Source organism: Priestia sp. YIM B13491, from assembly GCF_042787605.1.
GTDB lineage: Bacteria > Bacillota > Bacilli > Bacillales > Bacillaceae_H > Priestia > Priestia megaterium_E.
This window is the reverse complement of sequence record NZ_JBHZOR010000001.1, coordinates 633,355-657,824: the sequence shown is the minus strand read 5'-3', so window position 1 is coordinate 657,824 and position 24,470 is coordinate 633,355. Positions and strand designations below refer to the sequence as shown.

23 protein-coding genes are annotated in these 24,470 nt (G+C 40.3%); 2 read left to right on the top strand and 21 right to left on the bottom strand.

Going from position 1 to position 24,470, the window contains the following annotated elements; all coding sequences use genetic code 11:
* Positions 1-11 precede the first annotated feature (11 nt).
* The 4 genes from sdaAB to ACFX4E_RS03365 form a co-directional block, all read right to left on the bottom strand.
* The gene (gene sdaAB / locus ACFX4E_RS03380; protein WP_013058911.1) at positions 12-674 is read right to left on the bottom strand and encodes an L-serine ammonia-lyase, iron-sulfur-dependent subunit beta; all 663 of its coding nucleotides are present in this window, start codon (positions 672-674) and stop codon (positions 12-14) included.
* Between the two features lie 212 nt (positions 675-886).
* Complete coding sequence (locus ACFX4E_RS03375; RefSeq protein WP_028410793.1) at positions 887-1,915, bottom strand: PTS sugar transporter subunit IIC; 1,029 nt, start codon at positions 1,913-1,915, stop codon at positions 887-889.
* A 196-nt stretch (positions 1,916-2,111) separates the two neighbouring features.
* Positions 2,112-3,779 carry a DAK2 domain-containing protein gene (locus ACFX4E_RS03370; RefSeq protein ID WP_377258768.1) on the bottom strand — a complete coding sequence of 556 codons (1,668 nt, stop codon included), beginning with the start codon at positions 3,777-3,779 and terminating at the stop codon, positions 2,112-2,114.
* A 16-nt stretch (positions 3,780-3,795) separates the two neighbouring features.
* Positions 3,796-4,158, bottom strand: coding sequence for an Asp23/Gls24 family envelope stress response protein (locus ACFX4E_RS03365; protein ID WP_013058913.1), 363 nt, complete (start codon positions 4,156-4,158; stop codon positions 3,796-3,798).
* Positions 4,159-4,472: 314 nt separating this feature from the next.
* Here ACFX4E_RS03365 and rpmB point away from each other — a divergent pair, with 314 nt between their 5' ends.
* Positions 4,473-4,661 carry a 50S ribosomal protein L28 gene (rpmB, locus tag ACFX4E_RS03360; protein ID WP_013058914.1) on the top strand — a complete coding sequence of 63 codons (189 nt, stop codon included), beginning with the start codon at positions 4,473-4,475 and terminating at the stop codon, positions 4,659-4,661.
* Positions 4,662-4,718: 57 nt separating this feature from the next.
* On the opposite strand, the gene spoVM is transcribed toward rpmB, so the two are convergent.
* The 17 genes from spoVM to ACFX4E_RS03275 all read right to left on the bottom strand — a co-directional run bounded on the left by spoVM (position 4,719) and on the right by ACFX4E_RS03275 (position 22,591).
* On the bottom strand, positions 4,719-4,799 hold the full coding sequence (gene spoVM, locus ACFX4E_RS03355) for a stage V sporulation protein SpoVM (protein WP_016765421.1): 81 nt from the start codon (positions 4,797-4,799) through the stop codon (positions 4,719-4,721).
* Between the two features lie 79 nt (positions 4,800-4,878).
* A complete protein-coding gene (locus ACFX4E_RS03350) occupies positions 4,879-5,526 on the bottom strand; it encodes a thiamine diphosphokinase (protein WP_028410791.1) in 648 nt (215 codons plus the stop codon).
* Positions 5,527-5,642: 116 nt separating this feature from the next.
* Positions 5,643-6,299: a ribulose-phosphate 3-epimerase gene (gene rpe, locus ACFX4E_RS03345; protein ID WP_013084822.1), complete on the bottom strand. Its 657-nt coding sequence runs from the start codon at positions 6,297-6,299 to the stop codon at positions 5,643-5,645.
* A 2-nt stretch (positions 6,300-6,301) separates the two neighbouring features.
* A complete protein-coding gene (gene rsgA, locus ACFX4E_RS03340) occupies positions 6,302-7,183 on the bottom strand; it encodes a ribosome small subunit-dependent GTPase A (protein WP_028410790.1) in 882 nt (293 codons plus the stop codon).
* A 13-nt stretch (positions 7,184-7,196) separates the two neighbouring features.
* Complete coding sequence (pknB, locus tag ACFX4E_RS03335) at positions 7,197-9,242, bottom strand: Stk1 family PASTA domain-containing Ser/Thr kinase (protein ID WP_028410789.1); 2,046 nt, start codon at positions 9,240-9,242, stop codon at positions 7,197-7,199.
* A gap of 5 nt (positions 9,243-9,247) precedes the next feature.
* Positions 9,248-9,991, bottom strand: coding sequence for a Stp1/IreP family PP2C-type Ser/Thr phosphatase (locus tag ACFX4E_RS03330; protein ID WP_028410788.1), 744 nt, complete (start codon positions 9,989-9,991; stop codon positions 9,248-9,250).
* 4 nt (positions 9,992-9,995) lie between these two features.
* Entirely contained in the window at positions 9,996-11,087 is a 1,092-nt protein-coding gene (gene rlmN, locus ACFX4E_RS03325; RefSeq protein WP_028410787.1) for a dual-specificity RNA methyltransferase RlmN, read from the bottom strand.
* A gap of 2 nt (positions 11,088-11,089) precedes the next feature.
* Positions 11,090-12,430 carry a 16S rRNA (cytosine(967)-C(5))-methyltransferase RsmB gene (gene rsmB / locus ACFX4E_RS03320; protein WP_028410786.1) on the bottom strand — a complete coding sequence of 447 codons (1,341 nt, stop codon included), beginning with the start codon at positions 12,428-12,430 and terminating at the stop codon, positions 11,090-11,092.
* The gene (fmt, locus tag ACFX4E_RS03315; protein ID WP_050689665.1) at positions 12,423-13,361 is read right to left on the bottom strand and encodes a methionyl-tRNA formyltransferase; all 939 of its coding nucleotides are present in this window, start codon (positions 13,359-13,361) and stop codon (positions 12,423-12,425) included. The genes rsmB and fmt overlap by 8 nt, the downstream gene beginning before the upstream one ends.
* Positions 13,362-13,371: 10 nt before the next feature.
* On the bottom strand, positions 13,372-13,845 hold the full coding sequence (def, locus tag ACFX4E_RS03310) for a peptide deformylase (RefSeq protein WP_013084828.1): 474 nt from the start codon (positions 13,843-13,845) through the stop codon (positions 13,372-13,374).
* Positions 13,846-13,915: 70 nt separating this feature from the next.
* Complete coding sequence (gene priA, locus ACFX4E_RS03305) at positions 13,916-16,330, bottom strand: primosomal protein N' (protein ID WP_328249605.1); 2,415 nt, start codon at positions 16,328-16,330, stop codon at positions 13,916-13,918.
* Positions 16,327-17,544 carry a bifunctional phosphopantothenoylcysteine decarboxylase/phosphopantothenate--cysteine ligase CoaBC gene (gene coaBC / locus ACFX4E_RS03300; RefSeq protein ID WP_028410783.1) on the bottom strand — a complete coding sequence of 406 codons (1,218 nt, stop codon included), beginning with the start codon at positions 17,542-17,544 and terminating at the stop codon, positions 16,327-16,329. The genes priA and coaBC overlap by 4 nt, the downstream gene beginning before the upstream one ends.
* 180 nt (positions 17,545-17,724) lie before the next feature.
* On the bottom strand, positions 17,725-17,946 hold the full coding sequence (gene rpoZ, locus ACFX4E_RS03295) for a DNA-directed RNA polymerase subunit omega (protein ID WP_013058926.1): 222 nt from the start codon (positions 17,944-17,946) through the stop codon (positions 17,725-17,727).
* A 2-nt stretch (positions 17,947-17,948) separates the two neighbouring features.
* Positions 17,949-18,563 (bottom strand): guanylate kinase, encoded by a 615-nt coding sequence (gmk, locus tag ACFX4E_RS03290; protein WP_013058927.1) that lies wholly within the window; start codon positions 18,561-18,563, stop codon positions 17,949-17,951.
* 13 nt (positions 18,564-18,576) lie between these two features.
* On the bottom strand, positions 18,577-18,837 hold the full coding sequence (locus ACFX4E_RS03285; protein ID WP_013084831.1) for a DUF370 domain-containing protein: 261 nt from the start codon (positions 18,835-18,837) through the stop codon (positions 18,577-18,579).
* A gap of 46 nt (positions 18,838-18,883) precedes the next feature.
* Entirely contained in the window at positions 18,884-19,759 is an 876-nt protein-coding gene (locus ACFX4E_RS03280; RefSeq protein WP_028410782.1) for a YicC/YloC family endoribonuclease, read from the bottom strand.
* Between the two features lie 153 nt (positions 19,760-19,912).
* The gene (locus tag ACFX4E_RS03275; RefSeq protein ID WP_028410781.1) at positions 19,913-22,591 is read right to left on the bottom strand and encodes a calcium-translocating P-type ATPase, SERCA-type; all 2,679 of its coding nucleotides are present in this window, start codon (positions 22,589-22,591) and stop codon (positions 19,913-19,915) included.
* Between the two features lie 141 nt (positions 22,592-22,732).
* Between ACFX4E_RS03275 and ACFX4E_RS03270 the strand changes: the two genes are divergently transcribed.
* Positions 22,733-24,445 (top strand): Rqc2 family fibronectin-binding protein, encoded by a 1,713-nt coding sequence (locus ACFX4E_RS03270; protein WP_377237893.1) that lies wholly within the window; start codon positions 22,733-22,735, stop codon positions 24,443-24,445.
* Positions 24,446-24,470: the final 25 nt, after the last annotated feature.

Sequence of the window (24,470 nt, the reverse complement as noted above, 5' to 3'; positions counted from 1 at the left end):
TTGGCTCTATCCTACTCCACCATTCTTGTTACTTGAATAATGTGAGGCAATGTTTTTAACTCTTCAATTACATCATCTTCAATATTCGTATCCATTTCAATTGCCATGAGCGCTACTTCTCCGCGCTCTTTGCGAGATACTTCCATATGTCCGATATTAATTGAGTGTTTCATCAAAATATTCGTAACGGTCGCAATGGCACCAAATCGGTCATTATGCACAACGAGAATAGCTGGATTCATGCCTGATAAATTTAATTCAAATCCGTTCAGCTCCGTAATTTGAATTTTCCCTCCGCCAATTGAAATTCCAACAACTTCAATTTCCTTTAATCCGTCGCTCATTTTAATGCGAGCAGTATTCGGATGATCTGTGATTGCTGCTTCCTCAACAAACGTGACGTCCATCCCTTCCTTTTTAGCTAAGTCCAAAGATTGCGGAATACGCTGGTCGAACGTATCAAAATCTAAAATACCGCCAATCAGCGCTACGTCTGTTCCGTGCCCTTTATAAGTTTGAGCAAAAGAACCGTACAGTGAAACCACAACTTTTGTGGGCTGCTTGCCAAAAAGCGTTCGGGCAACGCGTCCAATACGCGCTGCACCAGCTGTATGTGAGCTAGATGGTCCAATCATTACCGGACCAATAATATCAAAGACAGATTTATATTTCATAAGGATTTTCCCCCTGCTATTTAGACATTGTTATTACTTATATGTTACTTGAGCTTTTGACTTTTTGGAAGCTTTGTTTCACGCTCTTAAAAAATTTAAAAATTCTCATTTTTATTAGGGGTTCACGCACAAAAAAAGCAGTGTATTTATCCATGAAAATAAGATAAGCACACCGCTTTTTTTGCTATATTATGCAGGAAAAGATGAATTACTTAAGCTGCTTCTTGCTCGGAAGCTACATCGTCTACTGTTTTAATTTTAAAGTTTTTAAAAACAACCGAACCTATAAATCCAGCTAATGCTCCCGCTAGTGCGCAAAGCACTGCACAAATTGTGACCTTCATAGGGTCATTAAACCCAAACATCACTGCAAGTCCTGCGATTGGCGTTGCCGTGCCTGCAGCATCATTTACCAATCCGAACAGAGCCACAACCACACCGGCCATTGCACCTCCAACAAAGTTTGTAATGTAAATAGGAATTGGATTTGCTGAAATAATATTCGCTTGCGTTAAAGGTTCAACTGCAACTGAAATGGTTGTACGACGATCCCCAATTTTCAATCGATCAAACAGCACATAGTTCATAAAAGAAGAACCAAACACAGCAAGAGCTCCAATCGCCATAGGCAATCCCGTTAACCCTAGCATAGCCGTTAAAGCCATTGAGCTAAGCGGAGCCGTTGCTACTACTGTAATAACTCCCCCTAAAATAATTCCCATCAAAATAGGGCTAGCACTTGTTGTATCTTTGATAATTCCTCCAATATTTAAAAGAGTCGCATCTACAATAGGTGAGAATGCATTACCAATTAATCTTGTTAAAGGTGCCGCAATTAAGATGTTGCCTAATAAGTCTAGACCAGCAGGTGCCTTTTTCTCAATAAATTTCACTACAAATGCCATGAGGTATCCCGCAAAAAATCCAGGGAGCAAGCCTAGCCCTGAACACACCACTCCCATCATAAGAGCATATACAGGAGATACTCCTAACGCCAAAGCAACTAGTGCTGCCGCCGCAACTCCTCCCATTCCTCCTGCAGCCTTTCCAACTTCACCCAGGAATGAAATACCTAGTAAATCTCCTCCTACATATGACTGAAAGGCCTCTACGAGAAACGCAGCTACCGCTCCGCTTGCGAGAGCCCCCATTGCTTTCATGCCATAAGGTGCCTTGTTGCTAAACAACCAAAATAAAAATAAAACTAATAATAATAAACCTGTTCCTTTTAAAATATCCACTGTTGTCTCTCCTCTCATGCTGTTTTCTTTCACATTTGACTTAATCAGTTTTCAAAACTACCATATAAACGGGTTCTTTTCAACTAATATACCTAATATACCGAACAATTACAACACTTAAAAATAAAATAGTTCGTATTTAACTTAAAAAACACCAAAAAAGAAGCGCCCCTCGGGAGGGATGCTTCTTTTTTGGTTATTCAATTGCAAAAATGTAAGAATATAAAGGTTGATCTCCTTTATGAAGCTCTACCTCAACTTCTTCAAACGTTTCTTCTACAAACGATGTTAGCGCTTCAGCTTCATCGTCCGAGACGTCCTCGCCTTGAAGAATCGTAAGGATTTCCGCTTCGTCATCAATCATATAAGTCAAAAGCTTTTTTGCTGCTTCTAATTTCTCTGAATCTTTTACGACGATTTTCTTTTCGGCAATACCCATAAAATCGCCTTTAGCTAATTCAAGGCCATCAATATTTGTATCGCGAACTGCATACGTTACTTGTCCTGTTTTCACGTGCTGTAGAGCTTCTGTCATTACTTCCTCATTTTCTTTTAAGCTTTGCTGAGGATTAAATGATAGCAGCGCTGTCATTCCTTGAGGAACCGTTTTAGACGGGACAACCGAAACGTGACTGCCGGCAACAGCAGCCGCTTGGTTAGCAGCCATCACAATATTTCCGTTATTAGGTAAAATCAGTACCTGTTCAGCATTGGTTTCTTCAATCGCTTTGACAATATCCTCCGTACTTGGATTCATTGTTTGTCCGCCTTCAATGACAACCGTTGCCCCAAGGCTCTTGAACAATTCAGCAATCCCTTTTCCCATTGACACAGTAACAATGCCAAAGGGCTGTTTTTCAGCATTTTTTACTGCAGGCTTTTCTTCATCCGAAACGATGCTGCTATGCTGTTCTCTCATGTTTTCAATCTTCATTTTAATTAAACTTCCGTACTGCTGCCCGTAGTTTAACACTTCTCCAGGATGCTCGGCGTGAATATGAACTTTCACGATTTCATCATCAGATACGACAAGCAATGAGTCGCCCCATTTACTTAAGTCTTGACGAAACGTTTCTTCAGAAAATGTTTTAGCTGCAGGCTTATCCTCTTCCAGCCTTACCATAAATTCTGTACAATAGCCAAATTCAATATCTTCTGTATTCATATGGCTTTGCGCATGCTTATGATGCTCAGCATTTACGAGTTCATTCATTGAAGGAGCTGACATGGGTACACCGGGAAGTTTTTCACCTTTTAATTCAGCTAAAAAGCCTTCATAAATTAAAACAAGCCCTTGACCTCCGCTATCCACTACGCCGACTTCTTTTAACACGGGTAAAAGATCTGGCGTGCGATTTAATGAAGCATTAGCTTCCTTAAGTACTTCTTCCATGAACAGAATCATATCAGATTGCTTTTTAGCAACAGCCGCTGCTTTTTTAGCAGTATCCTTAGCTACTGTTAAAATGGTTCCTTCGATTGGTTTCATAACAGCTTTATAAGCAGTTTCTACACCAAGCTCAAGAGCTTCAGCAAACTCTACTGTTGTAATCGCCGACTTTTGCTCAACCGATTTCGCAAAACCGCGGAATAATTGAGATAAAATAACTCCTGAATTACCGCGCGCGCCCATCAATAAGCCTTTAGACAAAGCTTGACTCACTTGGCCGATGTGATCAGATAGTTTATTTTTTACTTCTTTAGCACCAGACGTAATCGATAAGTTCATATTTGTTCCAGTATCGCCATCTGGTACGGGAAAAACGTTCAGCGCATCTACATAATCTGCATTGTTAGATAGATGCTGGGCTCCTTGAAGCACCATTTCTCTAAACCGCTTTCCGTCCAACGTTGTCATTGACACGAATCTTCCTCCTTAATTAAACGTTCGTTACACGAACACCCTGCACATAAATATTTACTGAATCAACCGTTAAACCAACCGTTTGTTCCAGTGTGTATTTTACTTTTGTTTGCACATTATGAGCAATTTCAGAAATTTTTGTTCCATAGCTTACGATAATGTACATATCGATATGTACGTCATCCTCTTCTTGTCTTACCACAATACCTCGTGTAAAGTTTTCTTTGCGAAGAATTTCTGTAAGACCATCTTTAAGCTGATTTTTTGAAGCCATTCCGACAATCCCGTAACAATCAACAGCTGCTCCTCCAGCAATTGTTGCAATTACATCTGTAGAGATATCAATTTGACCATACTTCGTTTTCATTTCGATGGACATACTCGTTCCCCTTTCTACTTTCATAGGTTATAAATATTCTACTATAATCAATCTCGTTTTAAAAGAGGCGTCCAGCTTGTCCCTTTTAAAGATGACAGTATTAGGTATCAACTTGTCTTAAAATAAGTAATAGCCCAAGTTATACCTATTTCTACTCTCTATATTATTGAACATAGATTCATTTTATATGTCAAGGAAAATTTCTTGAAAGCTTTTCTCCAGAACTATTGCATTCTCTGTAAGGCTGTGATAAATTAATATAGTATTTCTCAAAACAGAATTGAGTAGTTTTTTTGGTGTTAGGAGGGAAAATCATGGCACGCAAATGTGTAGTAACTGGTAGAAAAGCTCGTTCAGGTAACGCACGTTCTCACGCAATGAACGCTACTAAGCGTAAATGGGGTGCTAACGTTCAAAAAGTACGTATCTTAGTGAACGGTAAACCAAAACGTGTGTACGTTTCAGCTAGAGCCCTTAAGTCTGGTAAAGTTCAACGCGTTTAATCTTTATAATGAAAAAGCACCATATTTTATGGTGCTTCTTTTATTATTCCGGCGTTGTTAATCTTTTTTGAACGAATTAAGCATGACCTTTACGATCCCACCTAAAAACTTTGGAAGTTTGATTGTATAGAATTTCATACTGTCCCTCCTAACCGTCTCCACACTTTATCTCCTTTTAAAGAAAGCCCTATGTCCTGCTCTCATTTTCCATACTTCATCACAAGCAACGTTTATCATTGCTTCTTACCATCATTAATATGCCTTTTGTAAATGAAAAAGTACCTCTTTGTTGAATAAGTTCATTGCTAATACATAAAGTTGAGCCGAGTTCTACTTCATGCTTATTGAGCGGATATTTGAAACCTTCTAGCGTAAGTTCTTTTACACTGCCTGAAAATGGAACGAATGAAATATAGTGAAACTCCTTTAACCGATCTACATGATAAGTGCCTGGTTCAAACAATTGAATGATATTTTGATTGTCAATCATTTGTACATTCGCTTTCTTTTTTAACCCTTTGTACAGGAGCTGAATGCTTCCAAACATGTGGTCAAGCCTTCCACCTGTTGCTCCAAAGATACAAATACTGTCCGGTTTTTGCTCTATTGCCCACTCAAAAGCAAGCTCCAAATCCGTTGCATCTTTTTCCGCAGGATACAGTTCAACATCTTGTAATGCTTCTCTCACTAGCTTAAGCTGCGCATTTGTAATGGAATCAAAATCTCCGAATGCTTTTACGGGCAAAATGTCTTGCTGAAGAAGAAGGAATACGCCGCGGTCTACTCCTACCCACTTTACATCATTTGATTGGTGCAGGGGCGGCATATGTTCATCCGGTCCCCCTGCTAGAATATGAATTTTCATTATGTATATGCTCCTTTTCTATTAAAAAATGAACGAAATAACTATGTTTTCTTTATCCTAAAAGAAAAAGCTGCTGTGTACAAGTTCTACTCGTTGTACACAGCAGCTTTTATTACTTACGCTTGAACAGTTGTGCGAATTTGACTAATTGCACCAGCTCGGTCTTCTTGATTATAAATAGCTGAGCCAGCCACTAAGACATTTGCTCCTGCTTCCACACATTTTCTTGCTGTTTCTTCATTAATTCCTCCATCAACCTCTACTTCAATAGAAAGGTGACGAATTTCAATAAGCTGAGAGATTTGCTCAATTTTCGGCAGTACATTTGGAATGAAGTTTTGCCCTCCAAAGCCTGGGTTCACCGTCATTAATAAAATAAGATCGATATCTTCTAAGATATGCTTCACCACGTCAATTGGCGTTGCAGGATTTAAAGCAACGCCTGCTTTCATGCCGTGCTCTTTAATTAATTGAATGGTGCGGTGCAAATGAGTACACGCTTCAGCATGCACCGTTAAAATATCAGCACCTGCCTTTGCAAACATTGGAACGTATTGATCTGGGTTTTCAATCATTAAATGCACATCTAATGGCAGTGTTGTGACAGGACGTACAGCCTCAACGATAAGCGGCCCAATTGTAATATTAGGAACAAAATGGCCATCCATAACGTCTATATGGATGTAGTCTGCTCCACCTGCTTCAACTTCACGAATTTCTTCAGCAAGCTTTGAAAAATTGGCAGATAAAATGGAAGGTGCGATTTTTGTCATTTTTAATACCTCGGCTTTCTTTGCTTAATTTCCTCAATAAATTGCAAGTAATGTTCGTAGCGATAACTCGGAATTTCTTTTTGTTCGTATGCTTCTTTCACCGCACATTTTGGTTCTTTCACATGCAAACAACCTCGAAATTTACACTGTTCACTCAAACGCGACATTTCAGGAAAACAATCGGCTAACTCTTCTACTTCTAACGTTAAAAATTCCAGTGAGCTAAAACCTGGCGTATCGGCTACTAAACCTTCACCAAACGAAATCAGTTCTACATGACGTGTTGTATGCTTTCCTCTTCCAAGAGACATTGAAATATCATTTGTCTTTAACTCAAGCTCTGGTTTAAGTGTATTTAACAGTGAAGATTTACCTACACCTGACTGTCCGGCAATAACCGTTACGCGATCTTCAAATAACGGCTGAATTTGTTCCATGCCTTTTTCTGTGACTGTCGACGTTAAAATGACCTCATATCCTATTTTACGATATTCTTCGGCATATTGCTCGATTTCTTGCTTTTGCTGCTGTGATAAAAGATCTACTTTTGAAATACAAATAATAGGTTCAATATGATTAGACTCCACTAACACTAAAAATCGGTCAAGAAGCATTGTGCTAAAATCAGGTTCAATCGCTGAAAAAACAAGCAGCGCCTGATCAACATTTGAAATAGGGGGACGAACTAATTCATTTTTACGTTCTTTAATTTCAAGTATATATCCTTCAAGCTTATTTTCCGCCTGAAATACTACATTGTCACCGACTAAAGGTGTTACCTTCTTTTTACGAAAAACACCTCGTCCTCGACATTGCGTTACTTGTCCGTCATGAAGAACATAATAAAATCCGCTAAGGGATTTAATAATTCTTCCTTCTGGCATAACCTCACTCCTATCACTCTGGATATTCAACGTCTTTTTCTTCAATAACTTCCCCGTCTCGGACAATTTTATAAGACGCTTTTTCATTTTCATCAACTAAAACATCGAACGATTCTTTTGTTGTTTCAGTAATCGTTAGTTCTTTAGCAGGAACGGACATATCGTTATCTGCATCTTCGATATAAATTTGTACTTTTTGCGGCTTTGGCTTTTCCTCTTCTGTTCCGGTGGCATCGCCTGTTTCCGTTGCGTCGCCTTGTTCCGTGCTTGCTTCGGTATCAGTCTCTTCTTTATACGGGATAGTCACATCCACTGACACCGTTTGAGGAGCTTTTGGCTCCTTGCCCATTGAGACCGTAATGGTGAGCTTATCACCTTGCTCGATACTCTGCTCCGCTGCAGGCTTTTGAGACATCACAAGACCTTTTTCAACAGTGTCGGAATACGCTGTTTTTACGTCCACTTCAATATCTTCATCTGACGCATAATCTTTTACGCTTTTTTCCGTCCAGCCCGAGAAATCCTTTAATGTAATCTTCGGCGGACCCTTACTTACCCATAGCGTAACCGTTGTATCTTCCGGCACCACTTGTTCGGTTTCTTTAGGCGTCTGATCTGTAATATTGCCTTTTGGTTCTGTGCTTTCAACTTCGATGGATTGGATATCTTTATAATTCTGCTTTTCTAACAGACTTTTTACTTCCGTAAAGCTTCTTCCAATGTACCGGTTAAATGCTTCTTTTTTCTTTCCTGTACTTCGATAAATAATGACATTAGATCCTTCTTTGATAACGTCTCCCGCTTCTGGCATCGTTTTAACCACGTCGCCTTCTTCCACCTCATTATCAGATATATCTTTAGGATTCTTCACTTTAAAGCCTAAAGAAACTAAATCGGTTACTGCTGATTCATAATCTTGATTATGTAAATCAGGAACCTTTACGTCTTTTGGCAGTAATAAAGCCGGAATAAATGTAACGGCGGCTACGCTAGCAGCTGCCAGCAGCAAAAAAATTAAAACAAGCGTTACAATCAGCTTGCTTTTGCCTTTTTTCTTTTTCTTCTTTTTTTTCTTCGGCTTTAACTCTTCTTCCTCTTGTTCTTCGCGCTCTAAGTGAGGCGGTTTTCTCACAGGTACGTGCGTTTCTTCGGATTCAACAAAATCCTCCTTAATAACTGGAATGGCTTTTGTCACTTCTTCATCATCAGGCACCGTAAACCTTTGTTCATTATAACGATTTGGATGAACAGCAGACTGTAAATCCGCTTCGAGTTCTTCGACGGAACTGTATCGGTAAAATGGATCTTTAGTTGTTGCTTTTAATACAACATTCTCCACGCTTTGAGGGATAGATGGATTCCATCTTTTAGGAGAAGGTGTTTCTGTCTGTAAATGTTTTAATGCAATTGACACAGCCGATTCCCCAGAAAAAGGGACTCGACCCGTTAGCAATTCAAATAGGACGATGCCAAGCGAATAAATATCAGAACGCTTATTCGCAAGCCCTCCCCTTGCCTGTTCAGGAGATAAATAATGAACAGAGCCCAAAACAGAATTAGTATGCGTAATGGTTGTAGAACTTAGTGCTACGGCAATGCCGAAGTCAGTAACTTTAATGGTATCATCATGATCAATTAAAATATTTTGAGGCTTAATATCCCGGTGAATAATTCCGTACTGATGAGCATGGGCAATAGCTGATGTAATCTGCGTCATAATATGTATGGCTTTATCAAGAGATAGTGGTGATTCTTGCAGAATGTATTGCTTTAATGTCATACCCGGTACATATTCCATGATGATATAGTAAATATCTTCTTCTTCTCCAACATCATAAATGCTGACAATATTAGGATGAGCAATACTCGTAGCAGATTGTGCTTCTCGATGGAAACGCTTTATAAACGCATCGTCACTTGCAAAGTCTAAACGAAGCACTTTAATTGCCACATCACGATCCAAAATCATGTCGCGACCTAAATAGACGTTTGCCATTCCGCCTCCACCAATTACTTGCAATACCTTATAACGGTCGTTTAGCCGTCTACCTATTAGCAACACTCTCACCCACTTTCAGATGTAAAGTCCACAATTGCAAGTGTAATATTGTCTTCTCCACCAAGCTCATTTGCTAATTGAATCAGGCTCGTACCCTTTTCGTGAAGTGATGAACTTGTTGATAACGTTTCGTTCAGCTTTTGTTCCGTTACCTTATTTGTCAGTCCATCTGAACATAATAATAATCGATCTTCTTTTTCCACTTCAATTGTTTTTACATCTAAACTAACATTTTCTTCGGTACCTAGTGCTCGCAATAAGATATTTTTTCGTGGATGATGCTCGGCATCTTCTTTGGTGATTTGACCATTTTTTACGAGTTCATTCACAAGAGAATGATCTTCTGTTACTTGTTGAAATCCATATTCATTTGAAATATAGCATCTGCTGTCTCCTATATTACCAATCGCACAAAACGTATCGGCGCATAAAGCAAGTACAACTGTTGTACCCATCCCTTTACACTCTTCATGCTCCTGAGCATACTGATAAATATCTTGATTAATTTGCGAAACATGCGTACGAATCCACTGCGTCGCCTCATCAGGAGACGTTACTTTGTCCGCTTCTTCCCACGCTATTTGCAATTTTTGAACCGCCATCTCACTGGCGACGTCGCCAGCTCGATGACCTCCCATACCATCAGCCACAATTGCAAGCAGCTGATTGTATTGGTTCAAAAATACCCCTCCGTTATCTTCATTGTGTTGTCTAACTCTCCCTCGGTCTGTCATGAAGACAGTTGCCATACAATCACCTCGTCTCTTCTTTACGCTCCTTCGCACGTAATTGGCCACAAGCTGCATCGATGTCATGACCTTGCTCACGTCGAATAGTCACGTTAACGCCACGCTTTTTAAGCGTACGTTCAAATGCAAAAATCTGTTCACGCGGTGTACGAACATAATCACGCTCAGGCACATAGTTTACGGGAATCAAGTTCACGTGACATTTAACGTCTTTAATCAAATCCGCTAATTCCTCGGCATGCTCTACTTGATCGTTTACTCCTCCGAATAGACCATACTCAAAGCTAATACGTCTTCCCGTTTTATCCGTATAATATTTAATGGCTTCCATCAAATCAGGAAGTTTGTACGCACGGTTAATCGGCATTAAGCGTGAGCGGATGTCATTGTTTGGAGCGTGAAGTGAAATCGCAAAATTGATTTGCATTTTTTCATCAGCAAACTTATAGATTTTCGGAATGATTCCACTTGTCGATACTGTGATATGACGTGCACCAATATTTAATCCATCATCACTGTTAATTGTTTTTAAGAAGCGCATCATTTCATCGTAGTTATCAAATGGCTCCCCAATACCCATAATTACGACAGAGCTCACGCGTTCTCCTTGTTCATCTAGCGCTTTTTGTACTTTTACTACTTGCGCTACGATTTCTCCAGCTTCTAAGTTACGCTTTAAACCTCCAAGAGTAGACGCACAGAATGTACAGCCGATGCGACAGCCAACTTGAGTTGTTACACAGACAGAATTTCCGTATTCATGACGCATAAGCACCGTTTCAATCGTATAACCGTCATGGAGTTCGAATAAAAACTTCATCGTGCCGTCCCCAGACGTTTGCTGAACAACTGTTTTTAATGTCGTTAATGCAAATTTGTCTTTTAATTGTTCACGTAATCCTTTAGATAAGTTTGACATATCGTCAAAGTCCGTTACGCGTTTAATATATAACCAGTCAAAAATTTGTTTAGCACGGAACTTCTTATCTCCGTGTTCCACTAACCAATTTTCTAGGTCGTGCATTTCTAATGAATAAATAGATGGTTTTTGCGCTTTTTCTTCTGCTTTTGCTTTTCTTTTAGCTACTTCTTCCATTTTTACACCTTCTTCTGTAAACATGCAATATAAAACCCATCGCTTTGTGCATCTGGCAGCAATTGAATTTCACCATGTTTTACGTTTTGTTTAAGCTTTTGCGGCATGCGTGCAGCGAGTGTTTCATCTTTTTGAAAATCAGCATGATCTGCTAAAAATGCTGCTACAACATCCCCATTTTCATCCCGGTCAATTGTACATGTACTATATACAAGGGTCCCACCTTTTTTTAATAAAGGCGCAACCGCATTTAAAATATCTTGTTGAATACGCGCCAGCTGCTTTACATCTTGCTCAGTTTTTGTATATTTCAAATCAGGTTTACGTCTCATTACACCAAAACCTGAGCACGGAGCATCTATTAAGATACGGTCAAACATTTCTTTATCAAACTGTTCGCCCGCTTTGCGGCTGTCTTGAACCGTCGGCTCAATATTGGTAAGATGCAGACGCTCTGCCTGCTGGGCAATCAGCTTTACTTTATGGTCATGAATGTCCAAGGAAATAACTTTACCACTATTTTTAAGCTGCTCTGCAATATGAGTTGATTTTCCTCCCGGTGCAGCACAGCTATCTAAAATTAGCTCTTCTGCCTCCGCACCGAGCGCATGAGCCACTAACATAGAGCTTTCATCTTGAACGGTAAACATTCCTTCACGAAATGCTTGTGTATGAGCTGCATTTCCTTTTTGAACTTCTAGCGCTTCTTCTACAAAATGGCCTGGTTCTACAACAATACCTTCTTTTTCAAGCGCTTCTTTTACTTCATTTTGCGTAAAGCGTGCACTGTTTACTCGGATTGTTTGTTTAGGGGCCATTAAATTAGCTAAACAGATTCCGCGTGTTTTGTCCAATCCATATTGTTCCACCCAGCGTTTTACAAGCCACAATGGATGACTCGTTTCAATTGCCAACCGCTCCACAGGATTTTGTATTTCTTCTAAAGAAGGCGTGCCGCTGCGCTGAATATTTCGTAAAACGCCGTTTACCATTGAGGCAATTCCTTTGTGGCCGCGTTTTTTGGCAATTTCTACTGCTTCATGAAGGATTGCCCGGTCCGGCACTCGGTCTAAATATACCATTTGGTAAAGAGACAAACGAAGCAGAACTCGCACCCAAGGCTGCAGTTTTTTTGGATTTTTCAAGAAAGGCGCTAACCCGTAATCTAACGTATCACGTCTTTGAATCGTTCCATACACAATTTCCGTTAACAACCCTGCATCTTTTCCTTGAATACCGCGTTTTTGTATACTGTTATTTAACAATAGATTGCTGAATGCCTGATTTTTTTCAATAGCTAGTAAAATATCTAAAGCTATGTCTCGAACGTTGTACTTACTCATTGACATCCCCTAATACTGTTCCGACTTCAACGGATGTACCTCGTAAATACTGCGCTGCATCCATACGTTTTTTTCCAGCCGGCTGAAGTTCCGTCACTTTAATAGCTGTTTCATTTCCAGTTGCTACTATAAATCCATCCTCTTCAAGTGATAAAACGGTACCCGGTTTTCCTGATGCAGATACTTTCTCTCCCCACCAAATTTTCATGACCTGACCGTCTGCTGTTGTATAAGCAACGGGCCAAGGGTGAAGTCCGCGGATATGGTTATAAATTTCTTCTCCTGTACGGGCCCAATCAATTTTCTCTTGTTCCCGCTTAATGTTAGAAGCAAATGTCGCTTCGTCATCGTTTTGTTTAACCGGCGTAATTTCACCTTTTACAAGAGAAGGAATGGTTTCTGAAAGCAGTTTTGCACCAGCAGCGCTGAGTTTATCATGAAGCGTGCCAACGTGATCACGTTCTTCAATCGGAACTTCTACCTGTGTTAAGATATCACCTGCATCTAATTTTTCTACCATATACATAATTGTAACACCAGTTTTCGGCTTACCTTGTAGAATTGAATAATGAATCGGCGCGCCTCCGCGCAGTTCAGGTAACAGAGAAGCATGCACGTTAATACAGCCGTATTTAGGCGCTTCTAAAATAGGGGTTGGTAAAATTTGACCAAAAGCCGCTGTTACAATTAGGTCAGGCTCATACGCTAATACTTTCTGATATTCTTCTTCTAAACGAATCTTTTCTGGCTGCAGTACAGGTATTTCATGCTTTAACGCCTCAACTTTTACTGGAGGAGGTGTTAATACGCGCTTGCGCCCTTTTGGTCGGTCTGGCTGTGTAACCACTGCGACCACTTCATATCCATCTTTAAGTAATGTTTGTAAAACCGGCACTGAAAAATCCGGCGTTCCCATAAATACGACTTTCATCGTGTAAAACCTACCCTTCTAGTTCATCCTCTTCGTAATACTTTGTTACTTTTTCCGTGAACAATACACCGTGTAAATGATCAATTTCATGTTGAATTGCTCGTGCTAAAAAACCTTTTGCTTCTATAAAATAAGGTTTTCCTTTACGATTTTGCGCACGTACTTTCACATAATCAGCTCGAGCCACGTCACCAAAAAGGCCCGGAAAACTTAGGCAGCCTTCTGGACCGATTTGTTCGCCTCGTTGCTCAATAATTACCGGATTAATTAACTCAATTTTACCGTGTCGGTCATCCACGTCTACCACTGCCACTTGCTGCAGAACTCCTACTTGAGGAGCAGCTAAACCCACACCGTCTGCTTCAAGCATTAAATCATACATGCCGTTTAGTAATTTCGCTAATTTATTATCAAAGTTTTTAACGACTTCACACTCTTGTTCAAGTACTTCATTAGGATGGTAAACAAGCTTAAGCTTAGCCAAATAGGCACCTCCTTTATTCTTTCTATTTATATCCAAAAACCTTCTTATTTAACGCCATCAAGACGACTGGTTACATCATCGAGTATGGATTCAAATCAATAGTGATCGTTAAATTCTCCTTCTGCATTTCCGCTTGATAACGTTCTAATATATATTTCAACAGCGGAATCAGGCTTGGTTCCAGCTTGTATTTTAACATGCATTGATAGCGATATCTATCTTTTATCTTAGCAATCGGAGATGCGACTGGCCCCAAGATCGTTGTTTGCGGCGAAAGTTTCTGACGCAGATACTGCGAAATTTTGTCCGTAACAGACACCACTTTTGCAATATTTTCATGAGATACCGTTACAAGCGCCAAGTAAAAGAAAGGCGGATATTTATGCATTTTACGAATTTCCATCTCCTGCTTATAAAACGCATCGTAATCATGCTGACTCGCAAGTTGAATACTGTAGTGTTCAGGCGTGTACGTCTGAATCACTACTTCTCCTGGAAGTTTGTGGCGTCCTGCTCTTCCGCTTACTTGCGTTAAAAGCTGAAACGTTTTTTCAGATGCACGAAAGTCAGGTAAATTCAGCATCGTATCTGCTGTTAAAACGCCTACAAGCGTGACGTTTGGAAAGTCCAGCCCTTTCGCAATCATCTGCGTCCCTAGTAAAATTTGCGCTTCTCCACTTGCAAACTTGTTCAGGAGCTTTTCATGCGCGCCTTTTCTGCTTGTCGTATCAACATCCATTCGAACGACTCTAGCCTCAGGCAGCACTTTTGTTAATTCTTCTTCCACTTTTTGTGTACCAGATCCGAAAAAGCGGATATGTTCGCTGTGGCATTCTGGGCACTCAGTGTGCACATGTTCTTCGTGTCCGCAGTAATGGCATTTTAATTTATTTTGATAGCGGTGATACGTTAGTGAAATTTCACAGTGCTCACATGTCGGAACGTAACCGCAGTCCCTGCACATGACAAAAGAAGAATGACCTCTTTTATTTAAAAATAAAACGATTTGCTCCCCTTTTTCCAAACGGTCTTTCATCTTTTCAAACAGCAGAGTTGAAAACATAGAGCGATTGCCGCTGCGAAGCTCTTCTCTCATATCAACGATATCCACCGACGGCATTGATGACTTATTCATTCTTTGCTTTAACGTCAGCAGCTTATACACACCTTTTTGCGCTCTTGCAAAGGACTCAAGCGTTGGTGTTGCACTTCCTAAAATGACAGGACACTGATGATGCTGCCCTCGGTAAATAGCTACATCTCTGGCATGATAACGGGGGTTTTCTTCTTGTTTATAACTCGTCTCATGTTCTTCATCGATAATAAGAAGGCCCAAATTTTCAAATGGAGCAAATACAGCAGAGCGGGCCCCTACTACAACGGATACTTCTTTTCGCTGAATTTTTCGCCATTCATCGTATTTCTCACCAGTAGACAAGCCGCTATGAAGCACAGCAACTTTTGAGCCGAACCGCTCTTTAAACCGCTTGACCATCTGAGGGGTAAGTGAAATCTCCGGAACAAGCATAATCGCTTCTTTTCCTTTTTTCAGCACTTGATCAATTGATTGGAGATACACTTCTGTTTTTCCGCTTCCGGTTACTCCGTACATTAAAAACACATCGTGAAGATTTTCTTCGATGTCCCGCAGAATCGGTGCAATTGCCTCAGCTTGTTCATCCGTCAATTGAAATGGCTTTGATGGTGTAAAATATCGATCTTGATAAGGATCACGGTATATTTCAATTTCCGTTTCCGCTAAGAGTCCTTTGTTAATCAGCGCTTTTATAGGAGCGGAGGTAATCTGCAAATCTTCCGCTATTTCTTTTATGACTACTTCTTCATTTCGCTCGAGCATAAAAGACAGCACTTGTTTTTGCTTTTCTGCCTGCTTATTTAACTCGCTCATAAACTGCTGAATTTCTTCAAGACTTTGATTCAGTTTTACGCCTTTTGCCGTTTTTTTGTTTCCTTTGTTTTTCACAACGTAGACAACTTCGATTAGACCTTTTTGAATATCACGGTGAAAAGCAGGAGCAGCGGCTGTCTTTTCTACTTCACTCCACTTCAGTGAGGATCTTGACTGAAAAAACGGCTTTACTTGCTCATGAAGCTGTTCGTATGCCTCTTTTGAAAGGAGTGACAGTTCTTTATCATATTTTGCTTTCATCGCCGCAGGCAGCATGACTTGAAAAGCCGATATCATAAAACAAAGCGTTTTTTCGGTTAGCCAGTGCCCAATCTCTAACAGTTCGGGAGTCAGAACCGGCGTTAAATCAAGCAGGTCAGCAATTGGTTTAACACGCTTAACTTCGGCCTCTTCTTTAAGAGCCACCACAAACCCTTGAACTTTTCTAGGACCAAACGGAACGACAACTCGCATACCCGGAACAATAATTCCTTTCCATTTGTCAGGAACAGCGTAGTCAAAAGCTCGATCTGTTTGCTTAGCAGCCACGTCCACAATTACACTAGCTACACTCATTTTTTCAGCCCTTCTAACATTTCCTTCACTTCTTTTAACACCTCGGTAGCTACATCGTGTTTTGAAAGAATGGGAAGTTTCCTAGACTCTCCGCTTCGCTTATAGAGCGTTACAATATTTGTGTCCGTCCCAAAACCTGCTCCCTCTGTCGTTACGTTATTGGCTACAATCATATCCAAGTTTTTAGATAAAAGTTTCTTTTGTGCATATTCATCCACTTGTTCTGTTTCTGCTGCAAAGCCGACTAAAAGCTGGTGTTCTTTTTGCTCTCCAAGCGTGCGTAAAATATCTGTTGTTCTCTCTAGCTCTAATACTGCTGCACCAGGCTGCTTTTTCATCTTTTGATCAAACACATGCTTTGGTCGGTAATCTGCCACTGCGGCTGATTTGATAACAACATCTGCTTCATGATAGCGCTGCATAACAGCTTCAAGCATCTGCTGCGCACTTTCAATTTGAACAACCTGCACTCCTTTTGGATACTCTAAATTCGTCGGTCCCGTTACAAGTGTTACCGATGCACCTAACTTAGCAGCTTGTTCTGCAAGAGCATAGCCCATTTTCCCGGTAGAACGATTGGTGAAAAATCGGACGGGATCAATGCGTTCTACCGTAGGTCCTGCTGTAACCAATACATTCACACCTTCAAGGATCTTTTGTGTATCTGATGCTTGTGAGAAATAAGATCCGATTAGTGAAACAATTGTTTCCGGCTCTTCAAGACGGCCTTTTCCTACATAACCGCATGCCAAATACCCTTCTCCAGGCTCTACAAAAGAGTAACCAAATGATGAAAGAGTGCTCATATTTTTTTTAACAGCTGGATGATCGTACATATGAACATTCATTGCAGGTGCAATCCACACAGGTGCAGTAGCAGCGAGCAGCGTTGTGGAAATCATATCATCTGCAAGACCATTTGCTATTTTCCCTATCATATTTGCCGTAGCAGGAGCTACTAAAATTAAATCAGGCCAATCTGCTAAATCAATATGTGCAATCACAGATGGATCTTTTTCATCAAACGTATCTGTATAAACTGGGTTTCGAGACAGAGCTTGAAACGTAAGCGGCGTTACGAACTCGCATGCCGAAGCAGTCATCATTACTTTAACTTCCGCTCCCGCTTGTACTAATTTACTTGTTAAAGCTGCGGCTTTATATACGGCGATCCCGCCGCTAACACATAATAAAATTCGTTTTCCCTTCATCATTATGCCCCCATCTATTTATCCCGCTCAACCAGCATCCGCTTGTTTACTCGGGTAACTATCTAAAGCTTTTCAATTTAATTATTATACCATTTTTGTAATGAGACATTCACTATCCTGCTTGAATACAAACAAAAGCATCAAAAAAATAACAACCTATAAAGTAGGTTGTTATTTTTTCACTTACTGATGTTTAGAATCTTCTTCTGCTACACCTTGCTTATAGCTTAATTGTTCAGCATTAATTTCTTCTAAAGCACAGCCTACAAATTTATAAGAAACCGGCTTTTCAATCGGCGTATCATTGTGAAGCTGTAATTGACGTGCACGTTTTGCAGCTACTGTCACAAGCGTGTACTTAGAATCTAATTTTTCCATTAGGGAATCAATTGATGGATAAAGCATGTTTATTCTACCTCCAGCATTCTTTTATAGCGCGCAGAAATACGATCACGACGGCAGTGTTCAGCCGTTACGATAGCACGGATGCGAGCACAAGCATTTTCTACTTTGTCATTTTCTACAACATAATCGTAGGCGTCCATAAGTTCAATTTCTTCTTTTGCCACGCGCATACGGTTATTGATTAAATCTTCTGTTTCAGTACCGCGGTTTACGATACGACTTTTAAGCTCTGACAAACTCGGCGGTGCCAAGAAGATGAACAAACCTTCTGGAAACGCTTCTTTCACTTGAAGAGCACCTTGCACTTCAATTTCTAGAAATACGTCTTTGCCTTCAGATAACGTTTGTTCTACATAATCAACCGGGGTACCGTAGTAGTTACCTACGTATTCAGCCCACTCTAATAATTTCTTATTTTCAATCATGCGCTCAAACTCTTCGCGTGGTTTGAAGAAATAGTCAACACCGTCTACTTCACCTTCGCGGGGCTTTCTTGTTGTTGCAGAGATAGAATACTGCAATTTAATGTCTTCTTGCTCAAACAATGCTTTTCGTACCGTTCCTTTTCCAACACCTGATGGTCCGGAAAGAACAATTAATAAACCTCTTTCAATCATCGGTTCAAGTGACCTACCCTTCTAATAATTCTTCTTTGTTTATAAGTCGCTGTGACACAGTTTCTGGCTGTACAGGAGCTAAAATAACATGATCGCTATCCATAACAATAACAGATCGTGTTTTACGTCCTTGCGTTGCATCTATTAAAGAGCCTCGATCTTTTGCATCTTGAATAATGCGTTTGATTGGAGCTGATTCAGGATGAACGACAGAGATTATACGATTAGAAGAAATAAAATTTCCAAATCCAACGTTCACTAATTTACCGCTCATAAGAAGCCTCCCGCTATACCAATATAATCTTTATCTTACACGAAGGCTATTCAATATTTTGAACCTGCTCTTTTATGCGTTCTAATTGTGCTTTCATACTAATAACATACTGAGCAATAGTACCATTATTTGCCTTCGCACCGATTGTATTCATTTCACGATTCAGCTCTTGAACAAGAAAATCCAGCTTGCGTCCTACTGAATCAGGTGTATTTAATGCTTGAATAAATTGTGAAACATGACTTTGAATTCGCGTAAGTTCTTCGCTAATATCTGCTTTTTCAGCAAAAATAGCTACTTCAGTCAGCACTCGCTGCTCATCGAAAGCACCTTCTAAATAATCGCTCAGCTTTCTTTTAATACGCTCGCGATATTGTTCAGCAACTTCAGGAGCAAGCTGTGTAATTTTTTCGCGAATGTCTTGAATATCCTGTAAGTACCCCATCAAATCGTGATACAGCTCTGATCCCTCTCGTTTCCGCATATCCACTAACTGATGCACAGCAGCGTCAACGGCTTCAAAGATTGCACCATGAATACTCGTCTGATCAGCTTCTTCTTCATAAGTTGTCATTACTTCAGGCATGTGTAAAATGTCTTGAATTTGAACAGATTGTGACAGCCCATGCTTTTCTTGTACTTGCTGCAACGCATTCATGTATTCCTCAAGCAGCTGCCAATCCGTCTGCAGTTTCTTTTTTGCCATTTCTTCACCTGAAATAGTAACAAATACTTCTACTCTACCACGTTTTATGTATGTTTGAACGATTTTTTTTATTTTATCTTCAATTTCAATTAATTGTCTTGGCATACGAATAACAATTTCACAAAAACGATGATTAACAGACTTCATTTCCACTGTTACTGATCGATTTTCCACTTCCGCTTTTCCGCGGCCAAAACCAGTCATACTTTTTATCATTATCATCACATCCACTATGTACATCTTACATAAAAAGTATCATAAAAGAAAGTGTTAGCAAAAAAAAGAAATCTCTCTTCTTTATTCAACCTGTAAAGGCTGCCTTCATGAGTTTTCTCATTTAGGACAGCCTGTATTAAAGTATAGCACAATTTATGAAGCTTTTCTTGTTAAAAGTGAACCGGCAAGTAAAAAAGTTGGAAGGCTTGCAAGTCCTAGAATAACGAGCCATTCCCGCGGTGCAATAGCCATTGTATGGAAAATAGGCTGCAGGGGCGGATAGTAAATGGCCACCAGCATAAGGATAATAGATGAAATAACGGCTCCTACAAGATATAAGTTCTGAAATGGATTGCGATCAAAAATTGATTTTTCGCTCCGGCAGTCAAATACGTGAATAAGCTGTGCCATGACAAGTGTGGCAAATGCAATCGTCTGTGCATACTGCAGCCGATCTGGGTCATTGTCGTAAACAATCATGAATGCAGCAAGTGTAGCAGCTCCAATTAAAAATCCGCGGCTGACTACTTTCCACCCTAATCCTCTTGCAAAGATACCTTCACGCGGATGCCTTGGATGGCGCTTCATCACGTTGTCCTCTGGCTGGTCTAAGCCAAGAGCCATCGCAGGCAAACCGTCTGTTACTAAGTTTACCCATAGTATTTGAATGGGCACTAGCGGAAGCGGAAGTGCTAAAATCATCGCAAAGAGCATAACTAAGATTTCTCCTACATTTGATGCAAGCAAGTAACGGATAAACTTTCGAATATTTTCATAGATGTTTCGTCCTTCTTTGATCGCTGATTTAATAGTAGCAAAATTATCATCAAGCAAAACGAGTGAAGACGCTTCTTTTGCTACGTCTGTCCCGGTGATGCCCATTGCGATGCCTATGTCTGCTGCTTTAATAGCCGGTGCATCATTTACGCCGTCGCCCGTCATGGCTACAATGTGATCTTTTGCTTGAAGAGCCTTAACAATTTTAAGCTTATGCTCAGGTGATACCCTGGCATATACGTAAACATCATCCACTACTTCTTCTAGCTCTTCCTGCGTCATTTTGGATAAATCCGTTCCTTCCAAGACTTGACCGTTTTTCGGTAGAATGCCTAGCTGTTTTGCAATCGCCTGTGCTGTAATGACGTGATCACCTGTAATCATAACGGTTTTGATCCCTGCGTCTCGGCATTCTTTGACCGCTTGCTTGACTTCTGGTCTTGGCGGATCAATCATTCCTTGAAGCCCGAGGAAAGTCAGGTCTTTTTCCGCTTCGTTCTCTGTATGGACGCTCTCATGGTCTTCTAACGGCCGATAAGCAATCGCAATTGTTCGAAGCGCTTGGCTAGCTAACTGATCAATCGCTCCTTTTACTTCATTATGAACTGTTACCGACAGCGTTTGTTGTCTGCTTTCCCACAAAATATTTTTGCTGTTTACAAGCAGCACATCCGGAGCACCTTTTGTTATAACATAGCGCTTATTAGATGCGTCTTCAATGACTACACTCATCATTTTACGCGTTGAATCAAATGGAAACTCTTCAATAATCGTAAACTGCTTTTGAATGTTTTCTTTTGTCAGCCCCGCTTTCATTGCGGCAACAAGCAAAGCCGCTTCAGTAGGATCTCCGTCGATGACATATTCTTTATCTTTTCTCGAAATGGACGTTTGATTGCAAAGCAGACCAAACACTAAAAGCTGCTGAAGCGGTTTTTCATTCCGTGTATCAACTTCTCTTTCCTCTCGCGAAAATACACCCGTAGGTTCATACCCTGTCCCTGATACCCTCCACGTCATTCCTCCTGACCAGAGGTGAGTAACCGTCATTTTATTTTGCGTTAATGTGCCCGTTTTGTCTGAGCAAATGACTGATGCGCATCCTAGTGTCTCAACAGCAGGAAGTTTGCGAACAATGGATCTTTGCTTAATCATGCGCTGTACACCAAGAGATAGCGCCACGGTTACGATGGCAGGAAGACCTTCGGGTATGGCAGCAACAGCTAACGAAACTCCCGCTAAGAACATACTGTATAAATCATGGCCTTGCAGCACGCCAATCCCGACAACTAATACAGTAAGTGCAAGGGCTACAACGATTAAAATTTTACCTAATTGCTCTAACTTCCGTTGAAGAGGAGTAATCATGGCTTCAGCATTTTGAAGCAAATCAGCAATTTGTCCCATCGCTGTTTTCATTCCAATCCCTACAACGATACCTGTTCCGCTTCCTCGCGTCACAAGCGTACCCATAAACGCCATATTGTCCTGATCTCCAAGCGGCACTTCATCTCCGGGCAAAGCTTTTATTTGCTTGGCAACTGGCAAAGACTCTCCCGTAAGCGCTGATTCTTCAATTTCTAGACTTTTGGCTTCCATAATCCGAAGGTCAGCCCCGATGCGGTCTCCGCTCGAAAACTTTACAATGTCTCCTACTACCAGCTCTTTAGATGGCAACTTAACCCATTTCCCTTCACGCATAGCTGCTACTTGAGGAGCAGAAAGCTCTTTTAATGCATGAAGAGATTTCTCTGCTTTTCTTTCTTGAAAAAAACCTAGAAATCCATTAATTACTACAATGGCAATAATAGCAATCGCATCGATGTATTCGCCTAAAAGACCTGAAATAAGCGTAGCAGCTAGTAAAACCAGCACCATAAAATCTTTAAACTGCTCTAGAAACACAAGAATGGCCGGTTTTTTCTCTCCTTCAGTCAATTCATTAAATCCTTGCTGCTGCTGACGTGCTTTTACTTCTTTGTGTGTAAGACCATGCTGTCTGTCTGTTTTTGTTACTTCTACTATTGCTTTTTCACCTAATTCATACCATCTCATTGCATCTTTTCACACCCTTTTATTTGTAAATGCACCTATTAGATTGTTACAATCTTATATCGTATGCTTATTCAGACTCGTCCTAAAAAATGCTATACTTTTCTATAGGACAATTTTCAATTACTTAAGGATGTGAGCACTATGTCATTTGATGGTATTTTTACATATGGCATTTTACAAGAATTATCTGAGACCTTGGTTTCAGGACGAATTTCAAAAATATATCAGCCGTTTCCAAACGAGTTGATTTTACAAGTACGCGCTAAAGGTGAAAACCGCAAACTTTTAATCTCAGCTCACCCTAACTATTCACGCGTTCATTTTACAAATGAGCCCTATGAAAATCCATCTGAGCCTCCTATGTTTTGTATGCTTCTTCGCAAACATTTAGAAGGAAGCATTATTGAACAAGTGTATCAGCTTGGATTAGACCGCATTTTAGTCATTGAAACAAAAGGACGAAATGAAATTGGCGACGTGACGTACAAGCAGCTTATTATTGAAATCATGGGAAGACATAGTAATGTTGTGCTTGTAGATAAAGAAAAACAAACGATTATCGACAGCATTAAACACGTTCCAATGGCCTTGAACAGGCACCGTACGCTTCTGCCCGGAGCACCTTACGTACTGCCTCCTAGCCAAGATAAGCTTCACCCATTTGAAGCGGATGAGGAAACCGTGGTTAAAAAAATTGATTTTAATAGCGGAAAGTTAGCCACCCAGCTAGTGCAAACCTTCTCGGGGCTTTCTCCTTTAATTGCAAATGAAGTGGTGTTTCGCTCTGGCTTAGCGAATCGTTCTACCCTTCCAAAATCATTCGTCGAAACGATGACGCTGATAAAAGAAGGTCAGTTTACACCGACTCTGACAACCGTTAATCAAAAAGACTACTTTTATTTACTGGAATTAACGCATTTAGAGGGTACGAAAAAAACGTATGCAACCATCAGTGAGCTTCTTGACCGCTATTACTACGGGAAAGCAGAGCGAGATCGTGTAAAGCAGCAAGCGCATGATTTAGTACAGTTTATCTCTACCGAGAAAAAGAAAAATGAGAAAAAAATAAAAAAGCTTGAGCAAACGCTGCAAAATGCAGAAAAAGCATCTGATTACCAGCTAGCCGGTGAACTCCTTATCGCAAATTTACACCTTGTCAAAAAAGGAGATGCGAAAGTGGACGTTATTAATTATTATGATGAAAATAGCGGTACACTTACGATTTCATTAGACCCGCAAAAATCACCGTCTCAAAATGCTCAAAGCTATTTCACAAAGTATCAAAAAGCGAAAAATTCCGTTTCGATTGTAATCGAACAAATTGAAAAAGCAAACGAAGAAGTACAGTATTTTGAATCACTTATTCAGCAAATGGATACTGCTACTCACAAAGACATTGCTGAGATTCGTGAAGAGCTTGTGGAAGAAGGATATTTGCGCAACCGTCAGCAAAAACAAGCAAAAAAACAAAAAAACACCACGCCTACACTTGAACAATACGTTTCAAGCGACGGCACGACGATTTTAGTTGGCAAAAACAATAAGCAAAATGAGTATTTAACAAATCGCCTTGCTGCTCGTGATGACATTTGGTTTCATACAAAAGATATACCGGGTTCTCACGTTGTTATCCGCAGCCAAGAGCCTTCAGAAGAAACCATTTTAGAAGCGGCTCACCTTGCTGCTTACTTTAGTAAAGCTAAAAATTCAAGTTCGGTACCCGTGGACTATACAAAAATTCGCCACGTAAAAAAACCAAGCGGTGCCAAGCCTGGTTTTGTGACGTACGATAACCAGCAAACGGTGTACGTAACGCCTAGCGAAGAACTTGTACTGAAGCTGCGTCAGTCATAATAAAAACCCCCTTTCTATATAGAAA